This window comes from Falsibacillus pallidus (assembly GCF_050990905.1).
Taxonomy (GTDB): domain Bacteria; phylum Bacillota; class Bacilli; order Bacillales; family DSM-25281; genus Falsibacillus; species Falsibacillus pallidus_A.
The window spans coordinates 341,722-361,068 of record NZ_CP158866.1; the positions used below are offsets into that span (position 1 = coordinate 341,722).

Genomic DNA, 19,347 nt, shown 5'->3' on the forward strand with positions numbered 1-19,347 from the left:
AAAATAATGAAAGATAAAGAAGATGAATTTATCTTTCAGAAAACCTCCGTGCCCACCATTCGGAATTAAAATTGAACTGCCATCACTTTATAAACAAATTCCGACAAAAACCGGGGCGTGCCTGTCACTTTGGTGTCGCTCCGGTTTTTTTGGTGCTTGATCTGCCATAATAGTATTAGGTGGTTTTTGGTGGTATTCTAGTGGTATTACATATGTATTGTGTGAATCAGATTCAGTTAGAAGGAGTGGTGTTGAAATGGATGCTTTGCAGAAAGAAATCATTGAGGAATTGAAGGTTCTGCCAACGATCGATCCGAAAGAAGAGATTCGCAAGAGTGTGGATTTCCTGAAAGCGTACTTGAAAAAGCACAGTTTTTTGAAAGGTTTTGTCCTTGGGATTTCAGGAGGACAAGATTCAACATTGACGGGTAAATTAGCACAGATGGCTATTAATGAAATGAATGACGAAAGCGGAACGAAGGACTATCAATTCATTGCCATCCGCCTTCCTTACGGGGTGCAGAAGGATGAAGACGACTGCCAGGATGCCATCCGCTTTATCGAGCCGACAAAAGCGCTCACAGTGAATATTAAACCTGCCGTCGATGCGAGTGTTTCTTCTTTGAAAGAAGCAGGCATCGAGCTTTCCGATTTTGTCAAAGGCAATGAGAAAGCAAGAGAGCGCATGAAGGTCCACTATAGTGTAGCGGCCATGAATAATTGTGTCGTTCTGGGGACGGACCATTCTGCAGAGGCCGTCACTGGCTTCTATACTAAATATGGCGATGGAGGGGCAGACTTAGTGCCGATTTTCCGTCTCAATAAGAGACAAGGGAAAATGCTTCTGAAGGAACTTGGATGTCCTGAGCATCTTTATATGAAAAAGCCGACGGCCGACCTTGAAGAAGATCGTCCTCAGCTGCCGGATGAAACGGCGCTTGGCGTCACATACGATCAAATCGATGATTTCCTTGAAGGGAAGGATGTAGGGGAAGATGCGCGAAAAACCATCGAATCCCACTACCTCAAATCCGCCCATAAACGTCATTTGCCGATTACGATCTTTGATGATTTTTGGAAATGATATAAAATCCTTATGATAAAATAAAGCCGAAAGCTAGGTGAGAGCTGGTCTTGTCCCTGTCAAGTAGACAAACTAAAAAAACTAAGCAACAAGCGCGTGTCGATATTCAATCGGCGCGCGTTTTTTAAGTTTCTTTTGTCTTCGTTTGTAGTTGTAGTGATAGATGTAATCTTCCAGAGCTTGTTCTAGTTCTTCTCTAGACGTACACTTGTTTACATATAATTTCTCTGTTTTGAGGTGGGAGAAAAACGATTCTACACAGGCATTATCTAAACAGTTTCCCTTACGAGAATGGCTGCCCTTAATCCCAAATGCATCTAATCGGTTGTTATACAGCTTTGACGTATACTGGAAGCCTTGGTCTGAATGTAAAACAGCTCCATTTACGTCTCTTTTCTTTGTCCATTTATCTACTGTTTTTAAGACAAGTTCTAGACCGTTTCTCTTGGATAACTCCCAACTTACTATCTCATTATTGAAAAGATCCTGGATAACAGATAAATAATAAAATTCTTCACCGACAGATATAAAAGTAATATCTGTGACCATCTTCTGTTGGGGTCCAATAGCCTTGAAGTTCCTCTTCAATCGGTTAGGAAAGATGATTGAAGGACTCTGACCATGACGTTTTCTCTTTTTCCGAATGATTGATTGTATCCCCATTTCGGTCATTAGCCTATAGACTTTCTTATGGTTGATGAGATACCCTATTTCATTTAATTCATCCGTTATACGCTCCCGTCCAAATTCGGGATTGATAAAATGAATGCCCATAATGTGTTCCCGGATGTCTTGTTCCTTCTCAGCCTTTTCTACCCGGGAGATCTTGGTATTCCTCCATTTGTAATAACTCGCTGGCAAGATGTAAGCAATCTCTAACAGCCAAGAGACTGGATAACGGCACCTCATTTCTTCAATTAATTCATATTTCATTCTTCTGGGAATGTCATGTCCTCCTTTACCAGATTTGGATACTGCTTTTTTAAATATTCAACCTGCGCTTTTAAATAATCTCGTTCCTCTTCAACCGACTTAAATTTAGTTCTAGGTCTACCTTTTAGAGGATTTGACACACCCTTTCTTTCATCAAAAGGAACCCCTTGTTTCCATTTCCTGACCCATACTTTAAGCTGACTACAATTACGGATCCCCAACTCTTCGGCCAATACTTTATAGCTCTTTGAACCATTCACATATTTCATAACAGCCTTAAGTTTGAACTCATCTGAATAGTTATTAAACGTTTGTCCCTTCTTTGCCATAGAAAAATCCCCTCCAAGTAGCACTCTTTCCTTCATGGTAACATGAAGGTTTTTTTGAATGTCTACTTAAAGGGGACAATATCAAGCTTTCGGCTTTTCTCTTGTCCAGCTGATTTCCTTCGAGTTCCGTCTTATGCTGGTCGGGGCTGATCAAGGCGCTTCCGCTTTTCGTGTTGAAAATAATTGGTAATCCGTCAATTTTCAACAATTTAAAGGGAAAATGCCATTATTCAGAGAATAGTACAAAGGTTATAGTTTTATAATTTTAAGAGAAAGCATAAAAACGGTTGCTGGGAATTTGTCCAGCTCCAGCGGCTAGAGGCTTGGAGGTTTCCTTCAGCACGCTTACGATAAGTCAACATCGATTCGCCATAGCTCATCGTGTTTCCTTTATCTCGCAGCGCTTCAGTCCAACCTCTGCACCTCTAATACTTTTTCGCTCTGCGAAAAAGTACTCAAACAGCCGCTTTCGCTTTTCTTGTCAAAGGGGGAAATAAATATGATAGAAAGCTACCATCCAACATTAAAGAAAGTAATAGATAATATTGAAAAAGTTATGATCGGAAAGACAAAGGTGGCCGAGTTGAGCCTTGTTGCCATCCTTGCAGAAGGGCATGTCCTTTTGGAAGATGTGCCGGGAGTCGGGAAGACCATGATGGTCCGCGCACTTGCCAAATCGATCAATGCACAATTCAAACGAATTCAATTCACCCCAGATCTGCTTCCTTCAGATGTCATCGGCGTCTCCATCTATAATCCAAAAGAAATGGAATTTCAATTCCGTCCAGGTCCCATTATGGGCCATATCATTCTAGCAGATGAAATCAACCGTACTTCACCGAAAACGCAGTCTGCCCTTCTTGAAGGGATGGAAGAAAAGAGCATCACGATGGACGGCGTCACACATAAATTAGAACGGCCGTTCTTCGTCATGGCGACGCAGAACCCGATCGAATACGAGGGCACTTATCCGCTTCCGGAAGCACAGCTTGACCGTTTCCTGTTAAAACTCGAAATGGGCTATCCTGAAATGGATGAAGAAATGGAAGTGCTGAGCCGTGCGCAAAAGGTACCGCCAATCGAAGATCTCGAGCCGGTCATTTCCATTAATGAACTGCGTGATATCCAGCAGGAAGTGAAGAACGTTTTCGTAGATGAAACGATTAAACGATACATCGTCGAAATCGCCAGAAGGACGCGTACCCATTCGGATGTCTACCTGGGAGCAAGCCCGCGTGGATCCATTGCACTGATGAAGGCAGCGCAGGCTTATGCCTACCTCCATGACCGCGACTACGTGATTCCGGACGATGTTCAATATCTTGCTCCATGTGTCTTCTCCCACCGCATCATCCTGAAGGCAGAAGCGAAGTATGAAGGCATCAATGCAGAGGAAGTGGTCAAAATGGTGATGACAAGGATTCCGATCCCGGTGCAAAAGGCAGCTAGATAATAATGAAGAAGAATATAGTATGGATAAAATCAATCACCAAGATTGTCCTCTTATTCCTATTTATCGCCCTGGCATTTTCCTACTCCATGTTTCAGGGCGGATTTGTCAGCTGGTTCCTTTTTTACAGCTTCATGCCATTTGGTCTGTATTCTGTGCTTCTGGCATTTTATCCGCTCGGGGATTTTACTGTTCAGCGAACATTTAACCGGTCAGGGGATCTTAAGGACGGCGACTCTCTTGCCGTTACAGTGACCGTTGAGAGAAACAACGCCATTCCTCTGTTTTTCCTCATTGTCGAGGATGTAGTCCCTGAGACGCTCGCAGATATCCTTCCTGCTGCCAGGGGAAAAAGAGTTCTCTTCCCGGGCTTTAAAAGGAAGATGAAGTATGAATATGCGATAAAGCGTCTTCCGCGTGGTGAGCATATTTTTTCTGAATTCAAGCTTAAAACCGGGGATGCAATCGGACTGATCGAAAAAGAGAGGGTCGTCTCTAAACAATCGGATCTGCTTGTTTACCCGTCTTATACAGATTTGACGTATCGCACACTTGAGAGCCGCTACGATCAAGGGACGACTTCGTCGAAGGTGAAGATTCAAAAGGATACGACGATGGTGTCAGGCGTCAGGGAGTATCTCCCTGGGGACCGGGTGTCATGGGTTCATTGGAAGGCTACGGCAAAGACCAATACAATCATGACGAAGGAATTCGAAGAAAAGGAATCCCATGATGTGCTTGTGGTCCTGGACCGTACACCTTCTAAAAGCTTTGAGCTGATGGTGAAATTCACTGCTTCCATTGTGAGGGCCATCTTGAAAAGAGGCGCACAGATGGGGATGATCTCCATTGGGGAAACTCCTGCTTCGTTCCCGATCAGAGGTGGGGATTTCCAGCAGCAGCAGCTTTTCTACCACCTTGCCAAGGTGAAGCCTGACAGCGGTATCCCGATCGGTAAAATTCTTAAGGAAGAAGTCAATTATTTTCAACAGAGTGTTACGATGTTGATCATTTCATCAGAATTGACTCAGGAGCTTGTCCAAACTGCGGGCTATCATGCAAAGCGGAGGGGCGTCGTGGTCCTTTTTGTCATCAAGCTTGAAAAAGAGCCGTTAGGAAAAGAAGAAGCGGCTTTCCGCGAAATGGCAGCGGCTAGGGGAGTCCATGTCAAAGTGCTTCATGAACCTGAATTTACCTATGCTTTTACGGAGGTGAGGAGGGCATGAGCCAAGGTCTGAATGTAAAAGGCGTTTATGGGGCGGTATTATATTTTCTAGGTTTTCTTTTGCTATGGGAGTGGATCCGTCCGCTTGAACAGCTGACGATGACGGGTGAAATACAGCGTTTCCTGGTGTTCATCATCTTATGTCTCGTCCTATCGTTTTTCTCTGTTCATTGGGCCATTTCTTCCATTATTAAAGTGGTCTACCTTTTATTTACGCTTCATCTCATTTTCTTTGAAGGGCCATTTATGGAACTGCAATGGCTCAAGTATTTCTTTGGAGATCTATCGCATAACCTGAGCTTGATTGTCCACCAGGATTGGTATGGCCTCTCGGATTTGTTCAGGAGCCTCCTGTTTTTTGTCTTGTTGTGGCTGATGGCCTACTTGATGCATTATTGGCTGATGGTAAGGAAAAAGATCTTCATTTTCTACTTTTTGACGATTATCTATATTACGATTTTAGATACGTTTTCTCCGTATAAAGCGGACCATGCGATTGTCAGGATCATTGTTGTGGGCTTCATTTTGCTTGGCATCTTATTCTTTAACCGCTTGACGGAAAGGGAAGGGATTGAAGAGCAGGGCCTCCAGATGAGAAAGTGGATATTGCCGCTTGCGATCATGGTCGGTGGAAGCGCTGTGGTTGCCTACGCTGCTCCGAAGGCCGATCCGATCTGGCCCGATCCTGTTCCTTACCTGAAATCCTATGCTGAAGGGGCTGGCACTGGTCCTGGAGGAGTGGCCAAAATCGGCTATGGTACTGATGATACACAGCTTGGCGGTCCGTTCAATGGCGATAATACAATCGTATTTACCGCTGAAGATACGACTAAGCATTATTGGAAGATCGAAACGAAGGATCAGTACACTGGAAAGGGCTGGGTGCTGTCGGATGCTCCAAATGAGGAGAAGGTGATTGGACCAGGCGAACAGGTTCCGGATGTCAGTCCATCGGTTTCTGCTGACAGTCCCGATGAAACGGCCAAGCTCTCCTTTAATCTCCCTTATGAATTCATTGTCCAGCCTGCTGGCCTTCTTCAAATCAATGGGCAGCAGAATGATGAATATCATTTGAATACGGCATCGGAAAAGTGGGTGCCGTATCGAAAAGGAAAGCCATATGAAATTGAAAAGTATACGCTCGATTACAAAGAGCCGTCTTACAGTATGAAAGCGATGAGAGGGACGACCGGGGATGGTATAGATGAATACCTTCTTAAGAGGTATACACAGCTGCCGGATACGGTTCCGCTCAGGGTAAAAGAGTTGGCGAAAAGCATCATTGAAGGGAAGGATAACTGGTTCGATCAAGCGAAAGCCATTGAGGGTTATTTCAAAAAGCCAGGCTTTATCTATGATCAATCAGATGTCGCAGTCCCGGGCAAGAACCAGGATTATGTGGATCAATTTTTATTTGATACACAAAAAGGGTACTGTGATAACTTTTCTACTTCGATGATCGTGCTCCTTAGATCTGTCGGCATTCCTTCCCGCTGGGTCAAGGGCTACAGCGACGGGCAATTCAAGTTTTCGAAGACGGGCAATTTCAAGGTGTATGAAATCACGAACAATGATGCCCATTCATGGGTTGAAGTGTATTTTCCGAAAGTCGGATGGGTTCCATTCGAACCGACGAAAGGCTTCGATGGAAACATCAACTACAAGTATGACTTGAATGTGGATAAAAGCACCACGCCTCCACCAGTCAAGAAGCCGGAACCTCCGAAGCAGAAGCCTGCCAAAGATCTAGGAAAAGAAACAGCCGTTAAAAATACGGACCGCTTTTCTTTCATTGATATGTGGAATGATATTGTTTCCTTCTGGAAGAACTCCTGGGGCTGGATTCTGCTTGGGGCAGTGATCCTAGGCATCATCAGCTGGCTTTTCTACAAAGCGAGGGGAAGATGGATTCCTTATTTCCTTTTAATCAAATATAAGAGGAAGCGCGGGGAAGATACATTTGAAAAAGCCTATCTTTCTCTGTTGAAGCAGCTTGATCGATCTGGCCTGAAAATGGATGATGGCCAGACGCTGAGAGGCTATGCCAAATATATCGATTCATTTTTCTCTACAAGGGAAATGAGCCGATTGACTGCCATCTATGAACGTGTCCTCTATCGAAGAGAAAAGAATGCGGCCAACTGGGATGAAACGCGGAAATTGTGGGAAAATTTAATTAAAAAGACAACGGGTTGACCCTTATATTAATCAAGTATAAAATGAGAAAAAATAATATATTGTGCGGTGAGGGCATTCCATATGCCCTCTCAAACAGTCCTTCGTATATCCTCGATAATATGGTTCGAAAGTTTCTACCAGATCACCGTAAATGATTTGACTATGAAGGCAGAAATTCTTATTTTTCTCATACCGAAAACTAGAATTCTGTCTTCTTATTTATTTGTAGAGGCGGGAATTCTAGTTTTTATTTTTTTAAAAAGGATAAACTAAAGGAATGCGAAGACTGTAGGCCGTTCGGTTCTTTCCACAATTCAAATAAAACTTGGGGTGACTAATCATGACGATGGGTAAATCAGAACTACATAACCAGGAAATCATCGTGGTCCTGGATTTTGGAAGCCAGTACAATCAATTGATTACAAGACGAATTCGTGAATTTGGAGTATACAGCGAATTACATCCACATACCATCACGGTGGAAGAAATCAAAGAAATGAATCCAAAGGGAATCATTTTCTCCGGTGGGCCAAACAGCGTCTACGGCGACAACGCGTTTTCCTGCGATGAGCGGATTTTCGATCTTGGCGTGCCAGTCCTTGGCATCTGCTACGGAATGCAGCTGATGACAAAGCATTTCGGTGGAAAAGTAGAAAGAGCGAAACACCGCGAATACGGAAAAGCAACAATGAACATTCAAAACCAATCGGCTCTTTTCAGCGACCTTCCACAGGAGCAGGTTGTGTGGATGAGCCACGGCGACCTTGTAGTTGAAGCGCCTGAAGGCTTCACAGTGGATGCAACCAATCCATCCTGCCCGATTGCTGCCATGAGTGATGAAGCAAGGAAGCTTTATGCCGTTCAATTCCATCCGGAAGTCCGCCATTCCCAATACGGGAACGATATTCTGAAGAATTTCGTGTTCGGCGCATGTGGATGCCATGATGAATGGTCAATGGAAAACTTCATTGAAATCGAAATGGAAAAAATCCGCCAGACGGTCGGAGATAAAAAAGTTCTTTGCGCCTTGAGCGGCGGAGTGGATTCATCTGTTGTTGCGGTATTGATCCATAAAGCAATCGGCGACCAATTGACATGTATCTTCGTTGATCACGGTCTGCTGCGCAAAGGGGAAGCGGACAGCGTCATGAAAACTTTCGCTGACGGCTTCAACATGAACGTCATCAAGGTGGATGCGAGAGATCGCTTCTTATCAAAACTAGAAGGCGTATCCGATCCTGAGCAGAAGCGCAAAATCATCGGCAACGAATTCATCTATGTATTCGACGATGAAGCACATAAACTTGAAGGAATCGACTTCCTTGCTCAAGGTACTCTTTATACTGATATCATCGAAAGCGGCACTGCTACTGCACAGACAATCAAGTCCCACCACAACGTTGGCGGACTGCCGGAAGATATGCAATTCACGTTGATCGAGCCATTGAATACTCTTTTCAAAGATGAAGTGCGCGCCCTTGGTTCTGAATTGGGCATTCCGGATGAAATCGTTTGGAGACAGCCTTTCCCAGGTCCTGGCCTTGGCATCCGTGTATTGGGTGCGATTTCTGAAGAAAAGCTGGAAATCGTCCGCGAATCAGATGCGATCCTCCGCGAGGAAATCAAAAAAGCGGGGCTTGACCGCGACATCTGGCAGTATTTTACTGTCCTTCCTGATATCCGAAGCGTCGGTGTCATGGGAGATGCGAGAACGTATGACTACACAATCGGCATCCGCGCCGTTACATCCATTGATGGAATGACTTCCGACTGGGCAAGGATCCCTTGGGACGTGCTGGAGAAAATCTCTACACGCATTGTCAATGAAGTCGACCACATCAACCGCGTCGTCTACGATGTAACGAGCAAGCCGCCTGCAACAATCGAATGGGAATAAAACGAACGTTCGGATAAAATCATATAAAAATGTTCGTGTTTAGTATTGACGGATACGACATTTGGCTGATAAAATAACAACAGAACGCAATAATTAAATATGTTTACGTCGTATAATGTTGGGGATATGGCCCAAAAGTTTCTACCAAGCTACCGTAAATGGCTTGACTACGAGGTAATGCGGATATAGAAGGTTGTCCTATATTAAAGCAGGCAATTTCTTCTCCCTAACCTTTAAGTCAGAAAGCTCCAAGCGACGTCTCGTTTGGGGCTTTTCCTTTTGTCGGAAGTAATAAATCAATGGACTTAAGCCAACGATAAAAGAAACAGGCATGAACGAGATACAGACGTGATAAAACGAAGGGAGAAGAAACAATGAAAAAGTATTTTCAGTTTGAAGAACTGGGTACAACTTACCGCCGCGAGATCCTTGGCGGATTGACTACCTTTTTATCCATGGCCTACATCTTGGCCGTCAACCCGCTGACTCTTTCCTTGTCTTCGGTTAAAGATCTGCCGGATGCAATGCGTATGGACTACGGTGCGGTATTCGTTGCCACAGCACTTGCAGCAGCAATCGGATCGATCATCATGGGGCTCCTTGCGAGGTACCCGATAGCCCTTGCACCGGGTATGGGATTGAATGCATTTTTTGCCTATACCGTTATGCTGACTTACCACATTCCTTGGCAAACAGCTTTATCAGGCGTTTTATGTTCAGGTATCATATTCATTCTTTTAACCTTATCAGGGGTACGTGAAAAAATTATCAACTCCATTCCGGCAGAATTGAAATTTGCCGTTGGAGCAGGGATCGGATTATTCATTACATTCATCGGGTTCCAAAATGCAGGAATCATCGTCAATAATGACGCGGTTCTTGTGGGAATCGGGGATTTAACTGCAGGACATACGCTGCTTGCCATCTTCGGTTTGATCATTACGGTCATCCTTATGACAAGAGGTGTCAAAGGCGGAGTATTCTTCGGAATGGTGATCACAGCCATAGTGGGAATGTTCGCAGGATTGATTGATGTACCGCATCAAGTCGTTTCATCTGTACCAAGCATCAAGCCGACATTCGGCGTTGCGATTGACAACTTCATCCACCATCCGGATAAAGTATTCAATATCCAGATGATCGTCGTCATCTTGACTTTCTTATTCGTCGATTTCTTCGATACAGCAGGGACGCTTGTTGCAGTATCCAACCAGGCGGGGTTGATGAAGGATAACGTCCTTCCACGTGCTGGCCGCGGGTTATTGGCAGATTCCACTGCCACTGTAGTAGGTGCCATCCTGGGAACATCTACGACTACTGCTTACATCGAATCATCAGCAGGTGTAGCAGCCGGGGCAAGAACAGGATTTGCTTCCATAGTAACTGCCGCATTGTTCATATTATCTTTATTTTTCTTCCCGCTGTTGTCTGTCATCACAGCATCAGTGACTGCCCCAGCATTGATCATTGTAGGGGTGCTCATGGTTTCAAGCCTTTCCGAAATCGATTGGAAACGATTTGAAGTTGCTGTACCGGCATTCTTGACAATCATAGCAATGCCATTGACTTACTCTATCGCAACAGGGATTGCCTGCGGGTTCATTTTCTATCCTATTACAATGATCGTAAAAGGAAGAGCGAAAGAAATTAACCCAATCATGTATTTCTTGTTCGTCGTATTTATTCTTTACTTCATTTTCCTTGCACCTTGATGCAAACCTTCCAGCCTCGGGATATCCCGGGGCTTTTTATTTTTATTAGAGCATTCGGATTCATACTGAGAGCGATTTCAATTGATAATAAGACAAAGGTCCGCTAAAATAGGAGGAAAGAGGGGAAAGTCGAATCATGTCGAAATAGGGAGAATAACGATGGCTGAATATATTGTCGCAAAAGTATTAAATAATAATGTGCTTATTGCACAGTTTGCTGAGGAAAAGGATGAAGTCGTCCTCATCGGCAAAGGGATAGGGTTCAATCGTAAAAGAGGAGATTCCATCGATGAATCTTCAGTTGAAAAGACCTTTGTCCTAAAGGGTGAAAAAGAAAAGGAACAATATAAAAAGCTCCTCCCATTCATTGATGAAGACATGCTTGGAGTAATCATTTCCTCTATTGAATTGATCAGGAAAAGAACAAACACTTTCCTCAACGAACACATCCACGTGGCTTTGACGGACCATATCATGTTTGCCATCACAAGGCTCATGAGGGGGATGTCCATTAGAAATCCATTCCTTGTCGAAACGCGTGCCCTTTATCCATTTGAATACGAGGTAGCGAGGGAAGTTGTTGAACTGATCAATGAAACAGCCAATGTAGATCTTCCAGAAGGGGAGATCGGGTTCATTGCCCTTCACATCCACAGTGCCATGGTCAATAAAGATCTATCCGAGATCAATCAGCACTCGCAGCTGATCGGCAGCTTGATTCAAACTATCGAAGAACAATTCAAGATCGAATTGAATAAGGAAAGCGTCGATTATATGAGGCTTGTCCGCCATCTTCGCTATACGATCGAGCGGGTATTGACCGGGGAAATAGTGGAAGAACCAAAAAAAATAGCTTCTCTATTGAAAGAAGAGTACCCTTTGTGCTACAATCTCTCATGGAAGCTGGTCAAAATGATGCAGCAAACGTTAAAAAAACCTGTATATGATGCTGAGGCGGTTTACTTGACCATGCATCTGCAGCGAATACAGGACAAAATCAAATAGCTATTTTTCTTACGTGTTACTGATACGATCAGGCATGAGTGAGGAAGATAAATGAAATGTTGAAATAGGGGTACTCTATCCCTATAAGCATTTTAGTATCTTCTTTCCTCATGCCTTTTTTGCGTTTGCAGCTCTATTTTGATGAAGCAATATAAAAATTTCAGGAGGTAAACCACATGTTTAAAAAAGCTTTTGGCGTTTTGCAAAAAGTCGGTAAAGCATTGATGCTCCCAGTAGCAATCTTGCCTGCAGCAGGTATCCTGCTTGCACTTGGTAATGCACTGCAAAACCCGACATTGACTGACCTGGCGCCTTTCCTTACTAACCATGCTATCGTAATGGTTGCATCTGTAATGGAAAATGCAGGGAATATAATCTTTAGCAACTTATCTCTATTATTTGCCGTTGGGGTAGCCATAGGACTAGCCGGTGGTGAAGGGGTAGCCGGACTTGCGGCTATCGTTGGATTCTTAATTATGAACGTAACGATGGGTACAGCTTTGGGGATCGATCCTGCTGACCTTAAAGGCCACCCTGAATATGCAAGCGTTTTAGGAATCCCAACCCTGCAAACAGGGGTATTCGGCGGGATCATCCTCGGGATCATCGCGGCGTATATGTATAACAAATTCTTTGAAATTGAACTGCCATCTTACTTAGGCTTCTTTGCTGGTAAGCGTTTCGTTCCAATCGCAACTGCAGCAAGTGCAGTTATCCTTGGATTGATCATGATCGTTATCTGGCCGCCAATCCAATCAGGCTTGAACAGCTTCTCTGAAAACATGCTGAATTCCAACCTGACATTGGCTGCATTCATCTTTGGTGTGGTGGAACGTGCCTTGATTCCATTTGGACTTCACCATATCTTCTATGCACCATTCTGGTTCGAGTTCGGATCTTATAAAAGCGCTTCAGGCGCCATTGTACATGGGGACCAAGCGATCTTCATGGCGCAGGTTAAAGACGGTGTGAAAAACTTGACTGCAGGTACATTCATGACTGGTAAATTCCCGTTCATGATGTTCGGTCTTCCGGCTGCAGCACTTGCTATCTATCATGAAGCACGTCCAGAACGCAAAAAGTTCGTAGCAGGTATCATGGGTTCTGCAGCATTGACTGCATTCCTTACAGGTATCACTGAACCAATTGAATTCTCATTCTTATTCGTAGCACCAGTATTGTTTGGTATCCATACAATCTTTGCAGGTTTATCATTCATGGTCATGCATCTATTGGATGTTAAGATCGGGATGACGTTCTCAGGCGGTCTGATCGACTTCCTTCTATTTGGAGTACTTAATCCACAGACACACTGGTGGTTAGTAATCCCAGTAGGTTTAGTATTCTCTGTCATCTATTATTTCGGATTCCGTTTTGCGATCCGCAAATTCAACTTGAAAACACCAGGCCGTGAAGATGAAGTGGACGAAGATGAAGGTACTGCAGGTCCAACCAGCGACCTTCCATATGAAATCCTTGAAGCATTCGGCGGAAAAGAAAACATCAGCCATTTGGATGCATGTATCACACGTCTGCGCATTTCAGTAAACGATATTAAAAATGTAGACAAAAACCGTTTGAAAAAATTAGGTGCTGCGGGTGTCCTTGAAGTAGGAAACAACGTGCAGGCAATTTTTGGGCCAAAATCCGATACAATCAAATCCCAAATGAAGGATATTATTGATGGAAAACGTCCAAGACCGGTTAAAACAAACCCGGAAGAAGAAGTACAGCAGCAAATTGAAGAAGTAAATCCAGAAGCATTGCAATCTGAAGTAGATCCATCTGATGAAAAAATCATTTCTCCTATTAAAGGTGAATTAAAGCCGATCACAGAAGTTCCTGACCAAGTATTCTCAGGCAAAATGATGGGCGACGGTTTTGCAATAGTTCCATCCGAAGGTACCATTGTATCTCCGGTCAACGGTAAAATCGTAAACCTATTCCCGACGAAGCATGCTATCGGAATTGAATCTGAAGCAGGCCGTGAAATCTTGATCCATGTCGGAATCGATACAGTGAAACTTCAAGGTGAAGGTTTCGAAACATTGGTTTCTGAAGGAGATGTCGTAGAAGCAGGACAGCCTCTTCTTAAAGTGGACCTGGATTTCATCAAAGCTAATGCTCCTTCCATTATGACTCCTATCGTCTTCACGAATCTTAAAGAAGGCGAGCAGGTTGTCATCAATAAAGAAGGTAATGTCGACTTAAAACAAAAGGATATCATTGAGATCAAGTAATTCGTATGCCAAAACACCCATCCCTTACTGAAAAGGGATGGGTGTTTTTTACTAATTTAAACTTATTATAATTAATGTCGAAAAATATATTGACGAGGGGGAGAGAGGGTGATAATATTATAAACATCGTCACAACAGACGAGCCAAGCAAACACAAGTTAAACGAAAAAAACTTTTGAAAAAAGTTGTTGACTTTAACTCGCTAGCATGGTAAATTAATAAAGTCGCTTCTGAGAGACGAGGCGAAATTGATCTTTGAAAACTGAACAAAACAAAACGCCAACGTTAAATTTTAAGTTTTAAAAATCGAGCTAATCAAGCTTGAAACTTTGTGGCTTTGAGCCAACAATTTTTCGGAGAGTTTGATCCTGGCTCAGGACGAACGCTGGCGGCGTGCCTAATACATGCAAGTCGAGCGGATTGATGGGAGCTTGCTCCCTGATATCAGCGGCGGACGGGTGAGTAACACGTGGGCAACCTGCCTGTAAGACTGGGATAACTCCGGGAAACCGGGGCTAATACCGGATAATTCCTTCCTCCTCCTGGAGGAAGGCTGAAAGATGGTTTCGGCTATCACTTACAGATGGGCCCGCGGCGCATTAGCTAGTTGGTGAGGTAACGGCTCACCAAGGCCACGATGCGTAGCCGACCTGAGAGGGTGATCGGCCACACTGGGACTGAGACACGGCCCAGACTCCTACGGGAGGCAGCAGTAGGGAATCTTCCGCAATGGACGAAAGTCTGACGGAGCAACGCCGCGTGAGTGAAGAAGGTTTTCGGATCGTAAAACTCTGTTGTTAGGGAAGAACAAGTGCGAGAGTAACTGCTCGCACCTTGACGGTACCTAACCAGAAAGCCACGGCTAACTACGTGCCAGCAGCCGCGGTAATACGTAGGTGGCAAGCGTTGTCCGGAATTATTGGGCGTAAAGCGCGCGCAGGCGGTTCCTTAAGTCTGATGTGAAAGCCCACGGCTCAACCGTGGAGGGTCATTGGAAACTGGGGAACTTGAGTGCAGAAGAGAAGAGCGGAATTCCACGTGTAGCGGTGAAATGCGTAGAGATGTGGAGGAACACCAGTGGCGAAGGCGGCTCTTTGGTCTGTAACTGACGCTGAGGCGCGAAAGCGTGGGGAGCAAACAGGATTAGATACCCTGGTAGTCCACGCCGTAAACGATGAGTGCTAAGTGTTAGAGGGTTTCCGCCCTTTAGTGCTGCAGCTAACGCATTAAGCACTCCGCCTGGGGAGTACGGCCGCAAGGCTGAAACTCAAAGGAATTGACGGGGGCCCGCACAAGCGGTGGAGCATGTGGTTTAATTCGAAGCAACGCGAAGAACCTTACCAGGTCTTGACATCCTCTGACAACCCTAGAGATAGGGCGTTCCCCTTCGGGGGACAGAGTGACAGGTGGTGCATGGTTGTCGTCAGCTCGTGTCGTGAGATGTTGGGTTAAGTCCCGCAACGAGCGCAACCCTTGACCTTAGTTGCCAGCATTCAGTTGGGCACTCTAAGGTGACTGCCGGTGACAAACCGGAGGAAGGTGGGGATGACGTCAAATCATCATGCCCCTTATGACCTGGGCTACACACGTGCTACAATGGACGGTACAAAGGGCTGCAAAACTGCAAAGTCGAGCCAATCCCATAAAACCGTTCTCAGTTCGGATTGCAGGCTGCAACTCGCCTGCATGAAGCTGGAATCGCTAGTAATCGCGGATCAGCATGCCGCGGTGAATACGTTCCCGGGCCTTGTACACACCGCCCGTCACACCACGAGAGTTTGTAACACCCGAAGTCGGTGGGGTAACCTTTATGGAGCCAGCCGCCTAAGGTGGGACAGATGATTGGGGTGAAGTCGTAACAAGGTAGCCGTATCGGAAGGTGCGGCTGGATCACCTCCTTTCTAAGGATATTTACAAGATGTTGACCGTTTCTGTTTTGTTCAGTTTTGATAGATCAATTCTATCAAACAAATAGAGAGATCAATCTTCAGCATGGCTGGATGGTTGGTCGACTTGTTCTTTGAAAACTAGATAAAGTAAGTAAGTGACATAAACCGAGAATCGCCACTTTAGAATTTTTTTGGTGAATGACTTTCAGTCATACGCAAATCAAACCTGACAATTTTTATTGTCAATTAGGTTAAGTTAGAAAGGGCGCACGGTGGATGCCTTGGCACTAGGAGCCGATGAAGGACGGGACTAACACCGATATGCTTCGGGGAGCTGTAAGTAAGCTTTGATCCGGAGATTTCCGAATGGGGGAACCCACTGTTCGTAATGGAACAGTATCTTTACCTGAATACATAGGGTATGGAAGGCAGACCCGGGGAACTGAAACATCTTAGTACCCGGAGGAAGAGAAAGCAAACGCGATTCCCTGAGTAGCGGCGAGCGAAACGGGACATAGCCCAAACCAAGAGGCTTGCCTCTTGGGGTTGTAGGACACTCTATACGGAGTTACAAAGGAACGAAGTAAACGAAGAGATCTGGAAAGGTCCATCAGAGAAGGTAAAAATCCTGTAGTTGAAACTTCGTTCCCTCCAGAGTGGATCCTGAGTACGGCGGGACACGTGAAATCCCGTCGGAAGCTGGGAGGACCATCTCCCAAGGCTAAATACTCCCTAGTGACCGATAGTGAACCAGTACCGTGAGGGAAAGGTGAAAAGCACCCCGGAAGGGGAGTGAAAGAGATCCTGAAACCGTGTGCCTACAAGTAGTCAGAGCCCGTTAATGGGTGATGGCGTGCCTTTTGTAGAATGAACCGGCGAGTTACGATTACATGCAAGGTTAAGCTGATGAGGCGGAGCCGCAGCGAAAGCGAGTCTGAATAGGGCGTTTTGAGTATGTGGTCGTAGACCCGAAACCAGGTGATCTACCCATGTCCAGGGTGAAGTCCAGGTAACACTGGATGGAGGCCCGAACCCACGCACGTTGAAAAGTGCGGGGATGAGGTGTGGGTAGCGGAGAAATTCCAATCGAACCTGGAGATAGCTGGTTCTCTCCGAAATAGCTTTAGGGCTAGCCTCAACGGAAGAGTCTTGGAGGTAGAGCACTGTTTGGACTAGGGGCCCTCATCGGGTTACCGAATTCAGACAAACTCCGAATGCCAAAGACTTATCGTTGGGAGTCAGACTGCGAGTGATAAGATCCGTAGTCGAAAGGGAAACAGCCCAGACCACCAGCTAAGGTCCCCAAGTATACGTTAAGTGGAAAAGGATGTGGAGTTGCTTAGACAACCAGGATGTTGGCTTAGAAGCAGCCACCATTTAAAGAGTGCGTAATAGCTCACTGGTCGAGTGACTCTGCGCCGAAAATGTACCGGGGCTAAACGTATCACCGAAGCTGTGGATTGACACCGTTGGTGTCAGTGGTAGGAGAGCGTTCTAAGGGCGTTGAAGCTAGACCGTAAGGACTGGTGGAGCGCTTAGAAGTGAGAATGCCGGTATGAGTAGCGAAAGATGGGTGAGAATCCCATCCACCGAATGCCTAAGGTTTCCTGAGGAAGGCTCGTCCGCTCAGGGTTAGTCGGGACCTAAGCCGAGGCCGAAAGGCGTAGGCGATGGATAACAGGTTGATATTCCTGTACCACCTCTTGATCGTTTGAGCAATGGGGGGACGCAGAAGGATAGGGTAAGCGCGCTGTTGGATATGCGCGTCTAAGCAGCAAGGCTGATGATGAGGCAAATCCTTGTCATCATAAGGCTGAGCTGTGACAGCGAGGGAAATTTAGTACCGAAGTTCCTGATTTCACACTGCCTAGAAAAGCCTCTAGCAAGATCAATGGTGCCCGTACCGCAAACCGACACAGGTAGGCGAGGAGAGAATCCTAAGGTGAGCGAGAGAACTCTCGTTAAGGAACTCGGCAAAATGACCCCGTAACTTCGGGAGAAGGGGTGCTCTGGTAGGGTGCAAGCCCGAGAGAGCCGCAGTGAATAGGCCCAGGCGACTGTTTAGCAAAAACACAGGTCTCTGCGAAGCCGCAAGGCGAAGTATAGGGGCTGACGCCTGCCCGGTGCTGGAAGGTTAAGGAGAGGGGTTAGCGCAAGCGAAGCTCTGAACCGAAGCCCCAGTAAACGGCGGCCGTAACTATAACGGTCCTAAGGTAGCGAAATTCCTTGTCGGGTAAGTTCCGACCCGCACGAAAGGCGTAACGATCTGGGCACTGTCTCAACGAGAGACTCGGTGAAATTATAGTACCTGTGAAGATGCAGGTTACCCGCGACAGGACGGAAAGACCCCGTGGAGCTTTACTGTAGCCTGATATTGAATTTTGGTACAGCTTGTACAGGATAGGTAGGAGCCGTTGAAACCGGAGCGCCAGCTTCGGTGGAGGCATCGGTGGGATACTACTCTGGCTGTATTGAAATTCTAACCCACGCCCCTTATCGGGGCGGGAGACAGTGTCAGGTGGGCAGTTTGACTGGGGCGGTCGCCTCCTAAAAGGTAACGGAGGCGCCCAAAGGTTCCCTCAGAATGGTTGGAAATCATTCGTAGAGTGTAAAGGCACAAGGGAGCTTGACTGCGAGACCTACAAGTCGAGCAGGGACGAAAGTCGGGCTTAGTGATCCGGTGGTTCCGCATGGAAGGGCCATCGCTCAACGGATAAAAGCTACCCCGGGGATAACAGGCTTATCTCCCCCAAGAGTCCACATCGACGGGGAGGTTTGGCACCTCGATGTCGGCTCATCGCATCCTGGGGCTGTAGTCGGTCCCAAGGGTTGGGCTGTTCGCCCATTAAAGCGGTACGCGAGCTGGGTTCAGAACGTCGTGAGACAGTTCGGTCCCTATCCGTCGTGGGCGCAGGAAATTTGAGAGGAGCTGTCCTTAGTACGAGAGGACCGGGATGGACGCACCGCTGGTGTACCAGTTGTCTTGCCAAAGGCATCGCTGGGTAGCTATGTGCGGAAGGGATAAGTGCTGAAAGCATCTAAGCATGAAGCCCCCCTCAAGATGAGATTTCCCATAGCGTCAAGCTAGTAAGATCCCTGAAAGATGATCAGGTTGATAGGTCCGAGGTGGAAGCACGGCGACGTGTGCAGCTGACGGATACTAATCGATCGAGGACTTAACCACATTTGGTTGATTCCGGTTTAACTTGTCACTTACTCTTTATCTAGTTTTGAGAGAACAAACTCTCAATATGTCCGGTGATTACGGCGAAGAGGTCACACCCGTTCCCATACCGAACACGGAAGTTAAGCTCTTCAGCGCCAATGGTAGTTGGGGGTTTCCCCCTGCAAGAGTAGGACGTCGCCGGGCAAAAGGAAAAAAGCAGCTGAGAGGCTGCTTTTTTG

10 protein-coding genes, 3 rRNA genes and 2 riboswitches are annotated in these 19,347 nt (G+C 45.9%); of the genes, 11 read left to right on the plus strand and 2 right to left on the minus strand.

Features of this window, described 5'->3' with window-relative positions:
* Positions 1-256 precede the first annotated feature (256 nt).
* On the plus strand, positions 257-1,084 hold the full coding sequence (nadE, locus tag ABTV07_RS01910; RefSeq protein WP_433746779.1) for an ammonia-dependent NAD(+) synthetase: 828 nt from the start codon (positions 257-259) through the stop codon (positions 1,082-1,084).
* A gap of 81 nt (positions 1,085-1,165) precedes the next feature.
* On the opposite strand, the gene ABTV07_RS01915 is transcribed toward nadE, so the two are convergent.
* Positions 1,166-2,017 carry an IS3 family transposase gene (locus ABTV07_RS01915; RefSeq protein WP_433746782.1) on the minus strand — a complete coding sequence of 284 codons (852 nt, stop codon included), beginning with the start codon at positions 2,015-2,017 and terminating at the stop codon, positions 1,166-1,168.
* On the minus strand, positions 2,014-2,346 hold the full coding sequence (locus ABTV07_RS01920) for a transposase (RefSeq protein ID WP_114746565.1): 333 nt from the start codon (positions 2,344-2,346) through the stop codon (positions 2,014-2,016). The genes ABTV07_RS01915 and ABTV07_RS01920 overlap by 4 nt, the downstream gene beginning before the upstream one ends.
* A 499-nt stretch (positions 2,347-2,845) precedes the next feature.
* Here ABTV07_RS01920 and ABTV07_RS01925 point away from each other — a divergent pair, with 499 nt between their 5' ends.
* The 10 genes from ABTV07_RS01925 to rrf all read left to right on the plus strand — a co-directional run bounded on the left by ABTV07_RS01925 (position 2,846) and on the right by rrf (position 19,312).
* Complete coding sequence (locus ABTV07_RS01925) at positions 2,846-3,799, plus strand: AAA family ATPase (RefSeq protein ID WP_433746785.1); 954 nt, start codon at positions 2,846-2,848, stop codon at positions 3,797-3,799.
* Positions 3,800-3,801: 2 nt separating this feature from the next.
* Positions 3,802-5,022, plus strand: a complete 1,221-nt coding sequence (locus ABTV07_RS01930) for a DUF58 domain-containing protein (RefSeq protein WP_433746788.1) — start codon at positions 3,802-3,804, stop codon at positions 5,020-5,022.
* The gene (locus ABTV07_RS01935; RefSeq protein WP_433746791.1) at positions 5,019-7,217 is read left to right on the plus strand and encodes a transglutaminase TgpA family protein; all 2,199 of its coding nucleotides are present in this window, start codon (positions 5,019-5,021) and stop codon (positions 7,215-7,217) included. Before ABTV07_RS01930 ends, ABTV07_RS01935 begins: the two co-directional genes overlap by 4 nt.
* Positions 7,218-7,280: 63 nt before the next feature.
* Positions 7,281-7,382, plus strand: a riboswitch (purine riboswitch).
* 163 nt (positions 7,383-7,545) lie between these two features.
* Positions 7,546-9,096 (plus strand): glutamine-hydrolyzing GMP synthase, encoded by a 1,551-nt coding sequence (guaA, locus tag ABTV07_RS01940; protein WP_433751041.1) that lies wholly within the window; start codon positions 7,546-7,548, stop codon positions 9,094-9,096.
* 88 nt (positions 9,097-9,184) lie between these two features.
* Positions 9,185-9,286, plus strand: a riboswitch (purine riboswitch).
* A gap of 184 nt (positions 9,287-9,470) precedes the next feature.
* The gene (locus ABTV07_RS01945; protein WP_433746794.1) at positions 9,471-10,808 is read left to right on the plus strand and encodes an NCS2 family permease; all 1,338 of its coding nucleotides are present in this window, start codon (positions 9,471-9,473) and stop codon (positions 10,806-10,808) included.
* Between the two features lie 159 nt (positions 10,809-10,967).
* The gene (glcT, locus tag ABTV07_RS01950) at positions 10,968-11,813 is read left to right on the plus strand and encodes a glucose PTS transporter transcription antiterminator GlcT (protein WP_433746797.1); all 846 of its coding nucleotides are present in this window, start codon (positions 10,968-10,970) and stop codon (positions 11,811-11,813) included.
* A gap of 176 nt (positions 11,814-11,989) precedes the next feature.
* Positions 11,990-14,053 carry a glucose-specific PTS transporter subunit IIBC gene (gene ptsG / locus ABTV07_RS01955; protein ID WP_433746800.1) on the plus strand — a complete coding sequence of 688 codons (2,064 nt, stop codon included), beginning with the start codon at positions 11,990-11,992 and terminating at the stop codon, positions 14,051-14,053.
* A gap of 350 nt (positions 14,054-14,403) precedes the next feature.
* Positions 14,404-15,954, plus strand: a 16S ribosomal RNA gene (locus ABTV07_RS01960).
* A 237-nt stretch (positions 15,955-16,191) separates the two neighbouring features.
* Positions 16,192-19,126 (plus strand): 23S ribosomal RNA (locus ABTV07_RS01965).
* Positions 19,127-19,196: 70 nt separating this feature from the next.
* Positions 19,197-19,312, plus strand: a 5S ribosomal RNA gene (rrf, locus tag ABTV07_RS01970).
* Together the 16S, 23S and 5S rRNA genes form the textbook arrangement of a ribosomal RNA operon.
* The last annotated feature ends 35 nt before the right edge of the window (positions 19,313-19,347 follow it).